The organism is Xenorhabdus sp. NBAII XenSa04, assembly GCF_963866145.1.
In the GTDB taxonomy this organism is placed as follows: Bacteria; Pseudomonadota; Gammaproteobacteria; order Enterobacterales; family Enterobacteriaceae; genus Xenorhabdus; species Xenorhabdus indica.
The window spans coordinates 1-20,349 of sequence record NZ_CAWMEB010000235.1 but is presented as its reverse complement, the minus strand read 5'-3'; the positions used below and the strand labels follow the sequence as shown (position 1 = coordinate 20,349).

Sequence of the window (20,349 nt, the reverse complement as noted above, 5' to 3'; positions counted from 1 at the left end):
GACTATATGACTGGAGGTAGTGACATGATGTAACCCGGAGTGTATTGGGTATCGTTAAATTCAAAAACCATGACTTAGAGCCTGCTGGAAGGTTCTCGTAGGTGTATCGCATTAAATTTTAAAAAATAATTATGAGGGGTATTATTGGATGAAAATCAGATTGCTTGTTATTTTCTTCAGCATCATATTTATGACCGCTTCTTTTGCCAAAAGTGAATTAACCAACGATGCTGAATTTAAAAAGCAACTTATTGACTATATGGAAATGGGTAAAATACCAGGTTTGTCATTGGTCATTATTGATAAGCACAACAAAACCCACCTAATAACTTTAGGCAAACAGAACGAAAATCACGATGGAGACATTACGCAGGAAACAGTTTTTGAATTGGGATCGACGAGTAAAGCTTTTACTGGATTAATCGCGGCACAACTCATTGAGGAAGAAAAAATAAAACAAGAAACAACGGTTTCTTCTATCCTGCCTTCTCTCTCATTTTATTATGATAATCAGCCCATAGAGGTCAGCTTTATTCAACTGTTGCATCATTCATCGGGGGTTCCATTTTCAAGTGTTGACTTTATTTATGGTGGTAACAGCAGTGATTCTCTGGAGAACATGATCAATCGTATTGGTCGGATAGACCTTCAGAATAACCCCGGAACGCTTTATTCCTATGCAACGATTAATTATGATATTGCAGCCAGAATGATGGAAGTGGTGACACAGCAACCTTATTCTGAGCTATTAAATAAATATGTGTTAACCCCGCTGAAAATGAATGATACCTCAGTTGATGTTATGGTTAATCATAAGGCAACAGGATATCAGATAAGCTATCTTGCTCCCAGACCATATGATGCACCGTTCTTCATTTCTAATGTTCCTGCCGGATATATTCAGATAAACGCAATTGATATGGAAAAATGGCTACGTTTTCTTCTTAAGGATAACGATTCACCATTAAGCAAATATAAAAAGCGTATATTTGAGCCCAATATGCAATTATCGACGAATGAGGGTGAAGATGTTCATTATGCACTAGGATGGTCTATAAATAACAATAAGATATATCATACTGGAATGAATCCGAATTTCTCCAGTTTTATTGGAATGAATACTAAATCTAATGTCGCTGTTGCTGTTATGGCGAATGTTAACAGTAATGTCACGTTTACTATTGGTGAACAAATCTTAAAACAACTGTCATCGGGAGATGGGACGATAAACCTGACCTCTACCAATGATATTGAATTGTTTGATACGTTTGATAGATTATTTTTAGCATCAAGTGTTTTCCTTTTCCTGTTCTTGCTAATAATAATATTCAGAATTTATCGTAATAGTATAACTAAAAAGAGTAAGCGCCTGTCTGGGGCAAAGAAAGTCATCGTTATAATCTCAATCTTAGCCTGTTTGAGTTTGACGCTGTTAAGTTTCGTTTTCCCCTCAGTTTTATTAAATATGTCTTGGAATTCATTGATTATCTGGATGCCAATGAGTTTTATACTAATGTCAACATTATTAACTTTGACTTTAATCATGGGGCTGATTCATTTAATCATCATATTTTTTCGCCATATATCCTATGTTAAAAGCCAAAATAAATAGGCTTATGTTAATGAGCTGGTGAATTATACCGTGATATACGTATTTTGACAGATTATTTCAATAATGCCTTTATCTCCGATAAAACATAGAGTCGGAGATCAAGTTGTTTAAATTATCTATATAAAATTGGGTTGTTAATATATGACGAATTCATTTGATATAGCTATCGTTGGCATGGCTTGTAATTTTCCTGATGCAACTACACCACAAATGTTTTGGCAAAATCTTATTTCAGGGAAAGAAAGTATAAAAAAATTTACTCATGAAGAGTTGATAAAGAATGGGTACAGCAAAGAAGAGATCAATGATCCTAACTTTGTACCTGCTAAAGCGATACTTAATGATTACAAGTCCTTTGATAATAATGTATTTGGTTATCTCAAAGACGAAGTTGATAAAATGGACCCACAATGCCGGTTATTACACGAATGCTGCTGGCATGCCCTGGAAGATGCCGCATATATTCCCGACAATAATAAAGACAGAATTGGTTTATTTGCCGGTGCTTCGATCAATTTACCGTGGATTTCTAATCAGTTAAAACAGAAGCTGACCCCGGCTGAAATCTTTGATGCGGTGAATTGGAGCCTACCGGAATCTATCATTACCCGAATAGCTTATCGATTAGGTTTAAATGGGCCGGTGATGTCAGTGCATACTGCCTGCTCAACTTCTTTAGTTGCCATTCATACCGCCTGCCAATCAATATTAAGTGGAGATTGTGATCTGGCTTTGGCTGGTGGGGTTGCCATTTCATTACCTCAGGAATCAGGCTATACATACCAGCGGGGAATGATTCGCTCGGCTGATGGGCACTGTCGTCCATTTGATGCGCATTCGAATGGTACTGTAGGTGGCAATGGAGTGGGAATTCTGCTTCTGAAACTCCTTGATCGTGCTTTGGAAGATAATGATCAAATCCATGCGGTTATAAAAGGGTCATCAGTTAATAATGATGGTCAACGTAAAGTGGGGTTCACGGCGCCAAGTATAGAAGGGCAAGCAGAGGTTATTGCCAGTGCGTATATGTTGGCTGGCGTGGAGCCTGAGGATATCAGTTACATAGAATGTCATGGAACAGCCACTGAAATTGGTGATCCCATTGAAGTGACCGCACTGGCACGTGTATTCCAAAATTCCCATCATGTTTGTTGGTTGGGTGCGGTAAAAAGTAATATTGGTCATTTAGATGAAGCCGCCGGTGTTGCGGGCGTCATCAAAACCATTATGTCATTGAAGAATAAACAATTAGCGCCCACTCTGCATTACAATAAGCCGAATGATAAGCTGCATTTAGATGAAACACCGTTTAAAGTGGTAGCCAGCCCTATGGATTGGACAGTGCCTGTGGGGAAAAAAAGAATGGCAGGCGTCAGTTCTTTTGGTATTGGGGGAACGAATGCGCATATCGTGATTGCCGAAGCTGATCAGCAAGAAGAAGTACAAGAAAAAGTACAAGAAAAAGTACAAGATAATGGACAGCCGAATGTATTTTTAATTTCAGCAGAAACGCCCACCGCGCTACAAAATAATCAACAGAATTTGCTGAATGCGCTTAAAGGTTCTAATCCGTACCGCTTAAATGATATTGCATATGTTTTGCAGGAAGGAAGAAAACATCACCGTTATCGTAAAGCGTTTGTTGGTTCAACATATCAGGAATTATGTTCAGCTTTGGAAAGAGAGACGACGAACCCCGTAAAAGCAAAAGATTCAGAACAGAATATTGTGTTTATGTTTCCCGGGCAGGGAGCACAGTATTCAAATATGGCACTGTCACTTTATGAAAATCACGTATTATTCCGTTCAATTGTTGACTCATGTCTGCTTTTGGCTTCTGAGTATCTTGGTGAGTCCCTGCAAGACAAATGGTTTAATTATGGCGATGGTGATTTTCTTAGCGAAACACAATATGCACAGCCAGCCATTTTTATTATCGAATATGCGCTTGCCAAATGTTTAATTGATATAGACATCAAACCCTCAATGCTCATCGGTTATAGCTTTGGGGAGCTGGTTGCTGCAACTATTGCTGACGTTTTTACATTAGAAGACGCATTAAAGTTTGTTGTAAGACGCGGACAACTCATGCAAAGTCTGCCTACTGGCGCCATGCTGAGTATCCCACTGCCTGCATCAGAGGTATTGCCGCTTTGCCCTGATCACATTGTTATCGCAATAGATAATAAAGATTCTTGTGTCGTTTCATCTGATGAACAATCCATCGAAGAATTTTCTCAGGTATTAAAGAAAAAACGCATCCTGACGACGCCCATCAAATCCAAACATGCAGCACATTCCCCCGCAATGACGAAAATAAAGGAGGAATTACTGCAAATACTTTCTGGCTTTACGTTAAATGCGCCGAAAACAGCAATCATGTCCTCTGTGACGGGTAAAATACTTTCTGCCGGAGACGTAAAATCAATTCACTATTGGGCTGAACAAGCGGAAAGAACGGTGTGTTTTGTTCAGGGAATGGAAAATATTCTTAATACCAGTAATCATTATGTGTTGATTGAAGTGGGAGTGGGAAGAGATCTCGTTAATTTAATTCGCCGATATACGACACCAGAATCCTCGCAATCAATCATACAATTACTGCCGGAAGATAATAAAGCTAACAGTCATCCTTACTTATTCTGGGCTGGATTAGGGAAAATATGGCAACAAGGCGTTAAAATTCAATGGAGCAAAATACGCACATCACCAGATTGCAAACGTATTTCATTGCCCGGTTATGCTTTTGACAGAAGTACCTACTGGCCTGAAAATGCGAATTTCTTACATCTGTTTTCTGGCAATGAAAGTATAGAAACGAGTCAGACACCTATTACCAAGAATGAAAATATATCAGATTGGTTTTATCAATCTGTCTGGCAACAGGATCTTTTAAGAAACCTGAAGCAAGAGAAAAACGTTAAGACAGCGCTTTTATTCAAGTTAGGGGATAATTCTGAGCAAAGTACCCTTTACGAACAAGCATTAGCCAATCATTATCACAAAGTTATTCAAGTTAGTCTTGGTCAGCAATGTAAATTGGAAATTGGAGCTCCAAGTACCATTCGTGGTCTCAACAGTGAAGATCATGCAAATTTATTCAAATTTCTTAACAATAACCAGATTTCAATTGAAGACATTATCATTGATTGTACCGGTGTAAACCTGGCGGTTAATGAACAATTGGCTTCGGTACTTTATTTACTCAAATCACATCGCGCATTTTGCAATATAAATCATTTAAAGAATATTACCTTACTTATCCAGAATGCACGTGAAGTTTGTAATGAACCTGATATTGATCCGAATGCGGCTGCGATGCTGGCTATCAGCACGATTATTCGACAAGAATTCCATGAAATATCTTGCCGGGCTATCGATGTTGGTCATGTTGATGATTGCTCTGCTGAGATGCTAATACGCGAAATCGAAGAGGGCGGAAATAAAACGGTTATCTACAGAAATAACCGGAGATGGACTGAAGCATTCTTACCATCTATTCCCTTTGTGAAGGATGAAACCTCCCGCTTGAAAAAAGAGGGGGTGTATTTACTCATTGGTGGGCGTGGTTTTATTGGTCACACATTCTCCCAATACCTTGCTACAGAGTATAACGCTAATTTGGTTATTTCTTCACGCGCCAAACACGAACATGACCAGAAGTGGCAATCTGTCACCGATGCTGCAAAAAACCTGGAGTTTGTTCAGGTTGATGCGAGTGATCATGACGCCATGAAAAAACTTATCCATGATTTGGTTGCCAAATATGGCCGTATTGATGGTGTATTTTACTTGGCGGGGTTAAGCGATGACGCTTCGTTTAGATCAATAAGTGAAACGGAGATAGGGTATATTGATAGCCATCTCGTTCCTAAGCAAAAAGGGATAACGGTATTAGAACAAGTTTTGGAACCTGTTGATTATGACTTTTGCCTGATCGTTTCTTCTTTGGCACCTATTCTCGGAGGTGTAGGGTTTTTCGCATATGCGGCCGCCAGTGCCTATTTAGATTCGTTTGTATTACGCCATAATCGGAGAAATAGAAAAACATGGGCATTAATCAACTGGGATGGCTGGGAATTAGCAGAGAAAGAAAAAATTAATGCGGGAGTGGGCAGTAGCCTGTCACACTTGCTTGTAACAAGAAGTGAAGGAATTGCTTTATTAGAAAAGGTACTCAATTATCGGGAAAAACAAGCCATTGTGATCTCAACTGCGGATATCAATGCACGTATTGCCCAATGGTCGGCTCCTGCTATCCACGATAATGAGACAGCCATTCAACATGGGAATTACGCAAAAAGACCTGATTTAGATTCTGAATATGTCTTACCAAAAAGTGATATTGAGAAAAAATTAGCCTCAATTTGGCAAGATTTTCTGGGAATTGAACCGATTGGCTTAAAAGATGATTTCTTTGAACTGGGCGGTAATTCACTCAAAGCGATAACATTATTATCGAGGGTACACAAAAATTGCAAAATAGATGTCTCATTAACACACTTCTTTAAGAACCCGACGATCGAAGACATTGTTATTTTATCTGCTTCACAGGCAGAATCAGAGTATCAAATGATATTGCCAGCAGAAGCTCAGGAAACCTACCCGCTATCATCCGGACAGCGACGGCTTTATCTGCAACAGATTATGGATAAAAATTCGGTTGCTTATAACGAAACAGCCGCATTTAACATTGTTGGTAAACTAGACAGGGACAAGTTTAACAAAACACTTCAATTATTATTTAAACGACAGGATTCACTGAGAGCATCATTTATTCTTTATGATGGCGAACCAAGACAAAAATATCATGATGACATTGAAATAAATGTGGAATATTTAAAGCTTGACTCATCCAATATGAGTGATGATGAGGTGAAAATTAAGGTTAATAGTCTTATTAAGCCATTTAAATTAGACGAGCCACCATTGATAAGAGTGACCCTAATTGAAGTTCGGAAAGGACACTACATATTCTTCTTGGATTTACACCATATTATTTCGGATGGGCTTTCTCAAGATATTTTCGTAAGGGACTTTTTAGAGCTTTACCAGGATAAGGAACTGAAACCGTTAGAAATACAATATAAAGACTATACGGTTTGGCAACAAAGAATGGTCAATGATAGTCGTATATTGAAACAGAAGGCGTTTTGGTTATCAACGTTAAAAAATGTACCGGAGCTTAAATTACCTATAGATTATGCCCGAACAAACGAGGTCGGTAATATAGGTGGCCGGATAGATTTTGTGATTGATAAAGCATTGAGTGATCAACTTGATGAGCTGGCAGGGTGCGAAAATATCACAAAATTTATGCTTTTCATTTCGTCTTATGCGCTTTTGATGAAAGATATATCCGGACAAGATGAATTTGCCGTAGGTACACCAATATTGGGACGACCGCAAAATGAACTACAAGATATCATTGGTATGTTTGTAAACTTGTTGCCGATTGTCTTTGAGTGTAACGGTGAATTACCCTTTAAGCACTTTGTCAAAAGGGTAGCTGAAAGAACGATAGCCTCATTTGAGAATGCTGACTTTCAGTTTGAAAATATGGTGAAGGAGCTTAATATTAAGCCAAGGTTAAATAGAACACCGATTTTTGATACCGTATTTTCCTATATGAATATTGGAATGGCAGATTTTGTATTACCTGAAGTTAAATTCTCTCGTTATGATCTCCATCAGGAAAATACCCGATTTGATATTACCTTTTTTGTTAAGGAAAATTATTCAGGCTATGAATTTAACATTGAATACAAAAAGAATTTATTTAAAGAGGAAACAATGGAGTATTTCAAGTATCGATATATTACATTGTTAAATAACATTATCGCTTATCCTGATAAAGACATTAAATTTATATTGAATGCAAACAATGAAAATCATCATGATGAAGTGACGGAGAGTGATTTTCTGGATTTTAATTTTTAGCCATATCTGTTTAATACCAAAGCATTTTCAAGTTTTTTAATGGCTGTAAATACATTCCCAGTCCGTAAATGATTATGTGGCTGGGGATGTTGAATTACATCAATAATCCGACAACATCTTATTTATAGAGTTAATATGTTAGATAAAATTCATTTAAATACACCGATAAATGCGAAATTGAGATTATATCTCCTGCATCATGCGGGGGGATCTCACATGTTTTACAGAACATGGCAACGAGAATTACCTGATTGGATAGAGTTCATTGCGATAGAACTTCCTGGTCGGGGATTGAGTTTTGGCAAAGCGTGCCTGGAATCGATGGAAGACATTTTAGAGGCGTTATTGCCTGTGATTAAGACCGATAAACCATTTGCGTTTTTTGGGCATAGTATGGGGGCATTAATTACTTATGAATTGACTTTAAAATTGCAAGCGCGCTGTATATACCCACTGTGGATTGGCCTATCTGCATTCAAACCACCTCATATAAAAAGAGCAGAATTAGTTCATCGCGACTTAATGACGGAAAATCAGTTTTTAGATTATTTAAAAACATTAGGGGATGTCAGTGAATTAATTGAAGATAAACATGCAATGAAAATCATGCTTGAAATAATCAGGAAAGATTTTAAAGTCATTGATGATTTTATCATGAGTGAATCAAAAATTGATAATAAAACCGCAGTAGGTTTGTTTTATGGTAAAAAAGATTCAGAGGTGACATATGAAATGATGAAAGATTGGCCGGGCTATATTTCAGGTCGATGTACAATCTATGGATTCCAGGGTGGGCACTTTTATTTACAAGAAGTTAAAAGTGAAGTCATCAATAAAATAACATTTGAAATAAATAAAATCATATAGGAAATAAAATGAAATACGTCATTATTTGGACATTAATTTTACATCAGAAATGGAATGCGCTTAATCGGAATGAACGGAAAAAATTGCAAAATGAACATTTGCCAGAGATATTAAAAAAATACAGTTCATCCATTAGCCTGAGAACGATAGATACTGAGGGTTTTACCGCAGAGTTTCAGGATTTTGTTATTATAGAAACAGAAAATTTAAGTGACTATTATTGTATGTTGCAGGATATGAGAAACACACGAGTCTTCTCTGAAGGGTATTTGAATATCTCTAAAGTTTTCATGGGAATTGAAAACGCTCATGAGGTTTATAACGATGATTGATTTTAACTAACTTTATGGATTTTAAATACATTCTTTGAAAAATGTCAATGAGAACGTTAATTAGGTCAGCTAATTTATGAGATCAATTGAGTCAACACTCAAATGATAGGATATCGATATAATGAATGTAAAAAATGAATTAAATACAAACATTGATAAAGAATATTTTTGGAAGAGAATAATTAATGATCATGAACCCTCTGAGTTTGAAAAATCTCTGATATTCAATCATGATGGCGTGAACCGACAAAAAATAGTGTTTTCACGTGAAGAATCACAAAATATCTTATCCATGGCGAATGGTTCAGATAAACGATTAAGTACTTTACTGATATCACTGATGGGTTTTGCTCAGTCAATAATGCAGAGAAGCCAAAGCTCTTTAATTTTAACCACAAGTTATCTCGATGATGGTGAAGAACCTCAGATAATATGTATTCCGACAAAATATTCACCTGAACAATCTTTGGCCGATCTCATAAAGACAGTATCAAAAGATATCCAGAATTTATTACAGTATAGAATAGGTTCATTTCACGAAATTTGTGAACAACCTAAATTTTTCACATCGTGTATTCTATTGAAAAACTGTCAGACGGTGAATAAAGAAATTTATAATTTATCTGTTTCTCAAGTATTTTTTGAACATGATGATGAAATAATAAGTTGTGAAGTTTATTCACCTTATCATGTTAATTATTATACCGAAATTATTAAAATGGTCGTGTTGTTGAGCCAGCAGATTCGTTCTCAGAAGTCGCTCGGTGCGCTCAAACTATCGGAAGAATCGGGTGTATATGCCCATCACTTTACACCTGAAATTGACAGTCATTCTACTATTCATTCTTTATTTGAAGAACGAGTAAAACAGCATCCTTTGCGCACAGCGATCACAGATGAACATTGCACCCTCAGTTATATCGAATTAGATAAATTAAGCTCAATGTTTGCCACTACATTGTTAAGCCAGGGAATTAAACAATATGATACCGTCGGTATTCATATGAATCGTTCATGTGCCGCCATTGTTGCTATGCTGGCTGTTTTAAAAATAGGGGCTAAATATTGTCCGCTTGATATAAATTGGCCTGCTTCGCGAAAGAAACATGTTAAAGATACCGCCTTGATTAAGCATGTCATTGTTTCTGATGAAACGATCTGTGAGCTTGAAGATTGTCAGAATATTGTTTATGTATCGCTTGATAGCGATACCAATATTGATATCGGTGAACAGTATCATATAACGTCAGAAGATTCTGCTTATGTTATTTTTACGTCTGGTTCAACAGGTGCGCCAAAAGGTGTTGAAGTTTCGCATGCTGCTGTCATAAATCTGGTTTTAGGATTACATGACAGAGTTTATCAACATTATCAGGGTACTCTGAATGTAGCCATGATGTCTGCACTGAGTTTTGACGCCTCAGTACAACAACTATATCCGGCATTGTTACTCGGCCATACTCTTCATATGGTGCCTGAGTCCGTCAGGCGGAATGGAAAAAGGGTGGTTGAATTCTGGGGCAAGAATGCTATCCAGATTGCAGATTGTACACCGACACATTTACGTATGATCCGAACACAATTCGCAGAACATTCAATTCGTTGTACGGTCAATCATCTTATGATTGGTGGTGAATTGTTGGAAAAACATAATTGGTATAATTTTGCCAAATGTTGGGAGTCGGTTCCTAATGCTTCTAATGCTTACGGCCCGACAGAATGTTGTGTACAATCCACTTCTTTTGAATTTAACGAGCAGAGTGAAATTCAAACACCGACAATTCCCATTGGTTTTCCGATGCCGGGTGAAGAGATTATATTGATTGACGACTTTTTAAGACGGTTACCTGAAGGCGCAATTGGTGAAATTGCCATTGCTGGAAAGGGGCTTGCAAAAGGCTACATAAATCATCCAGAGTTAACCGCCGAAAAGTTTATTACTATCGAAGGTAAAAAATATTATAGAACCGGTGATCTTGCCCAATATTCAGGAAAGAATGGCTTAATTTATCTTGGCCGATCTGATAATCAGGTCAAAATTAATGGTTATAGAATTGAATTGGGGGAAATAGAAGTCATTACTCAAAAAACGATTAATGAACAAATCAATGGGCTTGAGCCCGGTTCGAAAGCGATTTGTGATGTTTTTGTTATGGTTAACTCCCAAGACTCAGACAATAAATTTTTAGTGGCTTATATATATACCAATATTGAATTTAACGGAGAGGTTTTGAAGAAAGCATTGGTTGAACGTTTGCCAGGTTACATGGTTCCGAGTTATTTCATTAAGGTTGAAGAATTCCCGCAAAATAACAGCGGTAAAATCGATGTGGCGAGGTTGCCTGATCCCAGAAGCATCGCAAGAAGCATTGAAATGAAACCTTGTAGTAGTGAAGTTGAGGTCAATATATTATCTCTGTGGTCTGACGTTTTAAAAATGAATAAGGAAAATATCAGTTCAGGTGATAATTTTTTTGATTTGGGTGGTTCTTCATACACATTGTTACAACTGAGTATTAAGTTGAATGAATTTTTTAATAAGGAAATTGAAGTTGTTGATTTATTCCAATATACCACAATAGAACAACAAGCAATTTTTATAGAATCTCATGGCAAGGCAAATAATTTGGTTGACGATAATCAACTTGAACAATTTGATAATGCGATAGGAATGTTTAATCATTGAGTGTAAATGGTCAAAAATAAAATGATGAACAATCAGTATATGAATGGATTTCGTGAACTTTCGATTCGTATTTATTTTTAATTTTCATTGGTGATGACATATTATGAGTAAAGAAGAAAACCCAATTAATGATAAATTATCTCAAAAATTAACAGGTCTGGAAATCGCTATTGTTGGCATTTCCTGCCGGTTTCCTGATAGCCCAACGGTCGAAAGTTTTTGGAAAAATTGTCTTGAGGGTAATGACTGTATCACCCGGTTTTCTGATGAAACGTTAGCTAAGAATGGTGTTCCTGAACATGAATATAAGCACCAGAATTATGTCAATGCGAAAGGTGTGATTGAAAATCCTTTACGGTTTGATGCTGAGTTTTTCCAATACAATAAGCGCGAAGCGGAATTACTTGAGCCACAAATCAGGCACCTTCACGAATGTAGTTTTGATGCATTAGGTTCAGCAGGTTTAGTGCCTTCAGCTTATAAAGGAAAAGTAGGCTGTTATTTGGCAGCCAGTGCTCAGTTACAGTGGCAAATGGCAGCTTATGAAGAGAGCAAGCAAGATGGAGTCGGTTTATTTTCTGCATTTAGTCTTATCGAAAAAGATTTTGCGGCCACGCGGTTAGCGTATAAGTTGGGGCTGACTGGTCCGGCCGTTGCACTACAAACCGCTTGTTCTTCTTCATTAACCGCAGTGCATATGGCAGCTCGTGCATTATTACTGGGCGAATGCCAGTTGGCTTTAGTGGCTGCCGCCGCTTTGGTGACACCAAATCAACAGGGATATCTCTATCTGGATGGCATGATAGAATCACCGGATGGTGTTTGCCGCCCTTTCGATGAACAGGCCAATGGCACTGTGGGAGGCGAGGGCATTGGAGCCATTGTGCTGCAACCGTTAAAGCAGGCTCTTGCAGAAAAACGGCCTATTATTGCTTTGATTAAAGGAAGCGCGATCAATAATGATGGTGCAAGAAAGATTGGCTATACCGCGCCAAGTATTGAAGGGCAAACAGATGTTATTCGTAGTGCAATCACAGTATCCAAAATTGATCCTAAATCAATTTCATATATTGAAGCACACGGAACGGCAACTAAATTAGGTGACCCAATTGAAATTACTGCGTTAAAAAATGTATTCCATGATTGTCCGGTGGGCAGTATTGCAATAAGTTCAACTAAATCTATTATTGGGCATCTTGATAGTGCTGCTGGTATGGCGGGTTTAATTAAGACGGCATTAATGCTGAAAAACAAAATGCTTTGTGCCAATAAGTATTTCAGCACACCCAATCCTAAATTAAAGCTGGAATCATCACCTTTTTACATTAATAAAAATAGCCAAGAGTGGCATAGCGAATCAATCAGAAGGGCGGGCGTCAGTTCTTTTGGTATTGGAGGGACAAATGCGCATGTCATCCTCGAAGAGATGCTCCATGAACCATTGAAACCTGAATCACCTGAACAAGTGGCACTTTTGCCGTTGTCTGCTAAGAATGCATCAAGTTTATCGATGATGGAAAATGAGCTGCTAAAACTTCTTTCAGAGAAAAAGCATAAATTGTCTGATATTGCTTATACCCTGCAACAAGGGCGGGAACACTTTGATTCCCGATCTGTATTGGTTTGTTCCGGGAGTAAGACATCCAGCACCTTATCTGATTTTATTCACGGAAAAGCAAAACATTCAGCCAAGAGGATCGTCTTTTTATATCCGGGGCAGGGAACACAATATCCGGGTATGGCTTATGCCTTATATCAGCAGGAAACAATATTCAGAAATAGCTGCCAGGATTGTTTCGATTTATTATCTGAAGATACTCAAAAAGAGTTGCATGATTTTTTTGTGAATATATCTGAACAGAAGAGCGTATCCAACGAAATAACCCAATTAGCTATTTTTATTGTTGAATATGCCATGACATCTTTACTGCAACATAAAGGATTTAAACCGTTTGCCTTACTTGGGCATAGTTTAGGTGAGTATGTTGCGGCAACAATATCTGGCGTATTTTCCCTCAAGGACGCCCTACACTTAGTCAGTCAACGGGCAAAACTCATCGAAATGATGTCACCAGGGATGATGCTGAGTGTCGCATTAGGAATAGAACAGATACGCAGTTACCTTGATGAAAAATTTGATATAGCTGCAATTAATGGTAAAGAATCTGTCGTCATTTCTGGTAATGCGGCTAATATTGAGAGGCTGGCATCTGCTCTTCAAAATGATAATATCCAATGCAGAAGATTAAAAACCTCTCATGCATTCCACTCCAGAACGATAAATGAGATTCAGACAGAATATGCCAAGGCGTTAAATTCAGTCAATTTTAACCATCCTGTGATACCCATTCTTTCTAATTTAACAGGTAGCTGGCATTCTGAAGAAGGTATCAGGCAATCTGCATATTGGTTGTCACATCAACGAAATACAGTTGATTTTTTAGGTAGCATAGAAACATTGTCAGAGTTCCATGACCTTGTTTTTATTGAAGTGGGTCCGGGTAATACTTTATCCAGTTTCATACATAAATATTATCAAAACGAAAATGAAAATAAACCATTAATCATTAATATGATTAAACACCCTAATTTAACAGATGATGATCATGAGTATTTTTATCGTCAGCTTGGGAAAATATGGTGTAATACCGAAGGTATAGATTGGCAAAATATCAATCCGCTACAAGGGCATTTGATTCATATGCCAGTGTATCAGTTTGCCAGAACGGAGTATACTCAACTCAGGGATAAATTAGTTTCTGGCATCAATGTAAATAGTGATAATAATACGTTAAATAATAATAAACTCTATTTCCCTGGTTGGCAGCGAGAACTTTATCCTCAAATAGAAGAAGGAAATATAGATCAACCGGTTTTTATTCTTTGTACTCAATCAAGTCATGCCGGTTATCTTGCTTCAAGCAAAGCATTGTGGCCTGATAGCACAGTGATTTTTATTGATGATTCAGATAGTCTTAAATCATTAACACCATTACCTGAAAGTAGATTTCTTCTGATCCCTGAAAAAGAAAGATGCGAAAATGATCCCATTGAATACTATTTGCAATGGGTTGAAGGTCTTCGCATCATTTTAACTCTGCTAGAATTGCAAGCTGCACGATTTATTCTTTTCACCCCTGAAATTGAAAACGTGCTGGGATGTGAACAAGCGATACCAACGATTTCATTGTTAAAGGGGTTGGTTCAATCAATTTCTCATGAGTACCAACAGCATCAAGTAATGCAAATAGATTTATCTGGAAATGACGTACAGGATGACAGATCTAACTTGCTGATACGGGGTCTTGTGAATTCAGGTAAATATAATCAAGTTGCAATACGGCATGGTCAGTTATGGCTTCCTGAATTCAAACCATTATCAATAACGCCTCTGAATAGTGTTGAGAAATCACATGGATTACAAGAAGGGGATTTAGTATTTATTAGTGGGGGTCTTGGTGGTATAGGATTAAAGCTGGCAGAATCATTAGCAATTCAGTATCGTGCACGTTTTGTTTTAGCCTCTCGCTCACCGTTTCCGGCAAGATCTGAATGGGATCTTATAAAGAAAGATCCAACACAAATGGAAACAATGAAAAAAATTGAGAGTATCGAAAAAATAGAACAAGTTGGGAGTGAAGTTTATATTCATTCTATTGATGTCTCTTGTGAAAAAGAGCTTCATTCATTGCTGCAATCAGTTGAAAAGGAATTGGGACCATTCAGTATGGTGATACATGCAGCAGGATCTGATGCTGGTGCATTGATTGCGCAACCTAATCTCACATTGCATCGTGATATCATGGCTGCCAAAGTCATGGGTGCTAATAACTTGCTTTCCTATTTTAGTGACAAAAGCCTTCGTTCCATGCTGTTTTGTTCTTCTTTGCTATCTTATTACGGAGCTTATGGACAATCTGCGTATGTTGCGGCTAATGCTTATTTAGAGGCGATTGCAGACGACCAGAGGTTTCCTTTCAGGATTTGTTCCATCTCTTGGGATCGATGGTTAGAAGTGGGTATGGCGGTTAATACTATAACAAATCCCAATACAACGCTCGGTTTAACTAACCAAGAAGGGCAAGATGTATTTCTTCAGATAATTTCCCATTATCCTAATAAATTTTCAGTGTCAGTATTACCCATAAAAGACAGAATAGAACAAGATGAGCTTTCACGATTAAATAATAAAGATCATGTATACAATATAAAACATTCGCGTGCTGAGGATTCAATAAAAGAGATTATTATAGAAGTATGGAGACACCAACTGGGTCTTTCTGAACTGGATGAGTATATAAGCTTTTTTGATTTAGGCGCGACCTCACTTGATATTGTTCAAGTTAATGAAAAATTAAAGAAGAAGTTAAATATGGATATTCCCATTGCAATGATGTTTACTTATAGTTCTGTAGTTAAACTCCAAACTGCGTTGCAGAATATAATCAATAAATATAGTGGTACGCATCAAGATAAGGAAAATATAAATCAAAATGATAGAAGGAGTTTAGCTAAAAAACGCATGAATAAAAGGTTACGCAATAATTGAAGTTGTATTGCCAAATGTACTTAATCATTCTAGAAAGAAAATCTTGAGTTCTATTCTGAGGGTTTATTAAATGAAAAAATTATCTGTCTTATTAGTCGGAGGATATGGCATTGTTGGGCAGCAAGTTGCGCAGATTTTAAATCAGCATGCTCCTGAGTTGGAGTTAATTATTGCAGGAAGAAATATTCATAATGCCAGTCAATTAGCCCAAACATTAGGAAATGCAAAGGCAGTGGCTCTTGATATTGATAATATCGATTTATCAGATGAAATAAAAATTGACATAATATTAGCCACTGTTAATGATCCAAAAGATAATTTATTGCATTTTGCAAATAAAAATGGCATCGCTTATATAGATATAACGCGTTGGACTGAACGATTGCAGGTTGCACTAAGCAAGGCTGTAATCATGAAAAATAAAAAACCAAGCTCAATGATTTTTGCGTCATCGTGGATGGCGAGTGTGGTTGCAACACTTGCCAATAATATGAGTAAATCATTGGTGAACGTCACGAGTATTGATATCAGTATACTCAGTGCTTCGAATGATCAGTCAGGCCCGGATTCATTTGATTATTTAGATAGCCTTGCGACGCCATTTACTGTAAAACAAAATGGGCGATATCAGAAAACACGCCCTTTTTCGGATGAACGTATTATCTTATTTGATGATAATTGTCGGTATAGTGTTTTTCGCATAGATATGCCTGATCAATTTATTTTGCCTTTAATAACAAATGCTCAAACCGTTGCCACGAGAATTGGTTATGATAATCATAAGGCGAATAAGATCTTATCATTTTTTATAAAAAATGGTATTTGGAAATTGATATCAGGTGATCTGTTTAAAAAGTTACGTAAAAAGATTTTTTATCATCCCGGTACCGGAGATCAGCATCAAATTCGGATTGATATACATGGAACTGATGAAAAAGGGGATCGAAAACACATATATACCCATATTAAAGACCCGAAGGGACAAGCACATTTAACCGCTACAGGCGCTGCTGCTTTAGTTATGCAGTTGGCTGAGCACATTCAACGTGATCAAGATGATATCTTGATGATGGGAGAAGAGTTTTTATGTGCTGAAAAGCTTAAAGCCCTTTTACAGTCAGAAGATATCATTCTTAATGAGAAAAATGAAATATTGACGTAATTCCTTTTAAGTTATCTTAAGTGACTGGAATAAGAAAGCTGATTAAACGAACCTTCCAGTCACATAGTTAACTATCAAAACTTAATTCATCTCATTGTTAATAAAATATCAGGAGAGGATTTAATTATGCCGTTGTCTGAAATAAAGTTAAGTAATCATTTCAATATATCTCGCAATGTGATTTCCAGTTTAAGAACACTAAGGAAATTGGATAATTATCACTGGGCTATTGCACTTTCAAAAGATTATCTTGTTGTAATAATTGCGATATATTTAAGTGTTGGTATAAGTTTCTGGTTCTACCCACTCTCTTTATTGATGATAGGTTCGACACAACGGGCGTTCACTAATATATTACATTATTCATCTCATCATGTTTTAGCTAAAAACAAGTTCCTGAATTATATCGCCGGGACTTTTTTATCTGGGCATTTGGTATTTCATTTGCTTAGCACTTATAAAGATCCCCATGTCAGGTATCATCACGCTCATTTAGGTGACCCAGAAAAAGATCCTGATTATAAATTCCATATAGATAGTGGATTATATGATTTTAATCAAAATGATAGGGAGTTTTTTATACAAAATATATTATTAACCCTTTCAGGATACAGAACATTCAAATATATAAAATATGTCATAGAAGACATAATTAAATCAAGGAGGAATAAAGAGTTAAAAAAAGACGAAGATAAAGTTATAAAGAAAAAATCAGAAAATAAAAATGATAAAGAATCAACTTACTTTTTTATTTATTGGATTATCATACTTTCAATTATCATTTATTCTGGTTACTTCCTGTATTTTATTCTACTTTGGATAGTTCCATTATTTACGGTTACAGTAGCTATTGGGTGGATTATCGGCATAGCTGAACATTATCCTCTGCCCGCATCCGAAAAGGAGGCATTATTGCTAACACGAAATACAAAAGGTATTTGGTGGGAACGCTTCTTGTTTGGAAGACATTATGATAATTATCACTTAGTGCATCACTTGTATCCGGGTATTCCTCATTGGAATATCAAGAAAGCACATATATATTTATTGAATGATCCCAATTATCAAAAATGGGATGATTTGTGGGGAGGGATATTTATCCGTGAATATCCGCATCAAGAAACAATGCTAAGCTATGCATCAAAGTATAGAAAATTCAAAAAAGAGAATAAAGAGGGGAGTTTTGCAAAACGTCTACTTTCTATTTGAATATTTTTTATATTAAAACGGTTTAATCTAAAGGGCTTTCAGGGCCCTATTGTGCTTTTTGGGTATCAAGCAATCAGTTTCGGGATATCATAACGATTTGTATTATTTATTCTGTAACTGATTGTCTTTCACGCCCGGTTAATTAACAATCAGTTCTTTCGTTGAGTGAATAAACTTAATGTTTCAACGTTGAGTAAGGTGCTAAGAAGATATTCTATTTATTTTAAAATTAAAAACCCCGCTGTAGTATCTTATACTCATATTCTTGAGCATTAAGTTGCGTTTGTAGTTGCATCATAAATGCATCTTGATGTTTAAATTCATTGCAAACAAATAAATCAAGAGCAGCGTACTGATATTCAGGCCATGTGTGAATAGTAAAATGTGACTCTGCTAATATTAGTGCACCACTGACACCCCATGGTTGGAATTGATGGAAGTTATGAGTCACAACATTCAGCTGACATTGTTGGGCAATATCAAGCATGATTTTTTCAATGGCTGATACAGATTTCAGTACCTCTGCATCACAATCTTTCATATCTATGATGATGTGAGTGCCGAGTTGTCGTGTATTATCCGGTGAACTTACTTTTTCCTGACCACGATATTGAAATTTAGTGCCGTGGCACTTATTACAAGTTGCCTTTATGAGTTGTTCTATCGTTAATATGTTCTTTCCGTGTCCAATGGTTATCATGTTATTACATGATTTACATTGGTAAAATTTTATACGAGGGTTAATTTCTCCAGTATAGATTTTATCTGAATAATTATTTCCCCCTGAGATCGTCGGGTATGTTTGAGGTGTAACAGCAAGAACATAGAGATCGCTGACATTACTGATAATACTTCCGCCATGATATTTATTGAATTGCGGATAAATATTTTTGATAAGAAGATTCTGATTGTTGAATAACCTTTGAACTTCTTGGTTTTCCATTGGTTTTTTTTGACCAAAGGAGAGTAAGATCTCACTATTATCATTTTTAGTGAAACTAATTGCCCGTGATAAAAATAGTTTTAATCCGCTCAATGTATAAGGTGGATCAGTCAAGACGATGTCAAAATTTTTAGTGTATATATTAGCGAGTTTTAGATCTAAGTATTCAGTATTAATGACAAAATTATTCTGTTCTGCGACATCTCGAATAAAAGTTAGCAGGTCTTGATCGATATCTTTGACAAAAATATTTTTTGAGCAATCGTAGCCGAGCTTTTTAAATGCCATCATCAGGGCTAAGGAAGTCAAATCATCATCACCCAAAAATAAAATATTTTGTTTAAATACTCGTGGATTATTAAGTAATAGCATTACCCGGCGTATTGATGTCTCTAATGTCGCATGTGCTTGATCTAACAAAACATTGACTTGAGGCCTGCTGTTATATATAGGCTCCAATAAAACGGAAAGCTCTTTCTCGAATTCTTCTCGTTTCTCTTCTGATGACAGCAAGTTATATTTATTTATATCAACTGATTTATATCCCAGTTCATCTTGTACATATTTTACACCCATGGAGTTTAATTTAAATACACCTTTATTTTCAGCATAATCGTATTTTATTAATTCTTTTTTAAATGCAGAGATGATAGGAATAGGCAATCTACTATTTAATGAAAGATCTTTATTTGATGTGTGGCCATGTAAATATATATGTATTAATAACTCCTCTAAAATGTCAACTGAGTGCGACAGATTCATATTATTTTTTATAGCATATAGATTGTTCATTATAATCTCTTTTTAATTTAACGTTTAATTATAGATTTTTAATCTAAATTAATATTTTCCTCCTAATTCTATAAATTTACCCTCCTATAAATTATATATTTTAAATTCCATTATATAGACTAATGTCAATTTCAAATAGTTATTATTATTTCTGAAATAATGATCGCGATTAATATATCAGTTTGGATTCGAGATAAAATGAAGGTCATGCTCCTAATAGAGAGCATAAAAATCTGTGGGTCATGCTTCCAATAGTT

9 protein-coding genes are annotated in these 20,349 nt (G+C 36.3%); 8 read left to right on the top strand and 1 reads right to left on the bottom strand.

The genetic code is table 11. The features are described 5' to 3' along the window. The first annotated feature begins 148 nt into the window (after window positions 1-148). From AAC147_RS09295 to AAC147_RS09260, 8 genes are all read left to right on the top strand, one after another. A complete protein-coding gene (locus AAC147_RS09295) occupies window positions 149-1,612 on the top strand; it encodes a serine hydrolase domain-containing protein (RefSeq protein ID WP_047680367.1) in 1,464 nt (487 codons plus the stop codon). A gap of 141 nt (window positions 1,613-1,753) precedes the next feature. Continuing rightward, entirely contained in the window at window positions 1,754-7,552 is a 5,799-nt protein-coding gene (locus AAC147_RS09290) for a type I polyketide synthase (protein WP_047680365.1), read from the top strand. A gap of 135 nt (window positions 7,553-7,687) precedes the next feature. Next, on the top strand, window positions 7,688-8,419 hold the full coding sequence (locus AAC147_RS09285) for a thioesterase II family protein (RefSeq protein WP_047680363.1): 732 nt from the start codon (window positions 7,688-7,690) through the stop codon (window positions 8,417-8,419). A gap of 8 nt (window positions 8,420-8,427) precedes the next feature. After that, window positions 8,428-8,751, top strand: a complete 324-nt coding sequence (locus AAC147_RS09280; protein ID WP_047680361.1) for a darcynin family protein — start codon at window positions 8,428-8,430, stop codon at window positions 8,749-8,751. A 121-nt stretch (window positions 8,752-8,872) separates the two neighbouring features. Continuing rightward, complete coding sequence (locus tag AAC147_RS09275; RefSeq protein ID WP_047680359.1) at window positions 8,873-11,437, top strand: non-ribosomal peptide synthetase; 2,565 nt, start codon at window positions 8,873-8,875, stop codon at window positions 11,435-11,437. Window positions 11,438-11,540: 103 nt separating this feature from the next. Beyond that, window positions 11,541-15,986 (top strand): type I polyketide synthase, encoded by a 4,446-nt coding sequence (locus AAC147_RS09270; RefSeq protein ID WP_047680357.1) that lies wholly within the window; start codon window positions 11,541-11,543, stop codon window positions 15,984-15,986. A gap of 70 nt (window positions 15,987-16,056) precedes the next feature. Beyond that, window positions 16,057-17,148 (top strand): saccharopine dehydrogenase family protein, encoded by a 1,092-nt coding sequence (locus AAC147_RS09265; protein WP_047680355.1) that lies wholly within the window; start codon window positions 16,057-16,059, stop codon window positions 17,146-17,148. 126 nt (window positions 17,149-17,274) lie between these two features. Further along, on the top strand, window positions 17,275-18,357 hold the full coding sequence (locus tag AAC147_RS09260) for a fatty acid desaturase family protein (RefSeq protein WP_047680353.1): 1,083 nt from the start codon (window positions 17,275-17,277) through the stop codon (window positions 18,355-18,357). Between the two features lie 229 nt (window positions 18,358-18,586). On the opposite strand, the gene speD is transcribed toward AAC147_RS09260, so the two are convergent. After that, a complete protein-coding gene (speD, locus tag AAC147_RS09255; protein WP_047680351.1) occupies window positions 18,587-20,092 on the bottom strand; it encodes an adenosylmethionine decarboxylase in 1,506 nt (501 codons plus the stop codon). Window positions 20,093-20,349 lie beyond the last annotated feature (257 nt).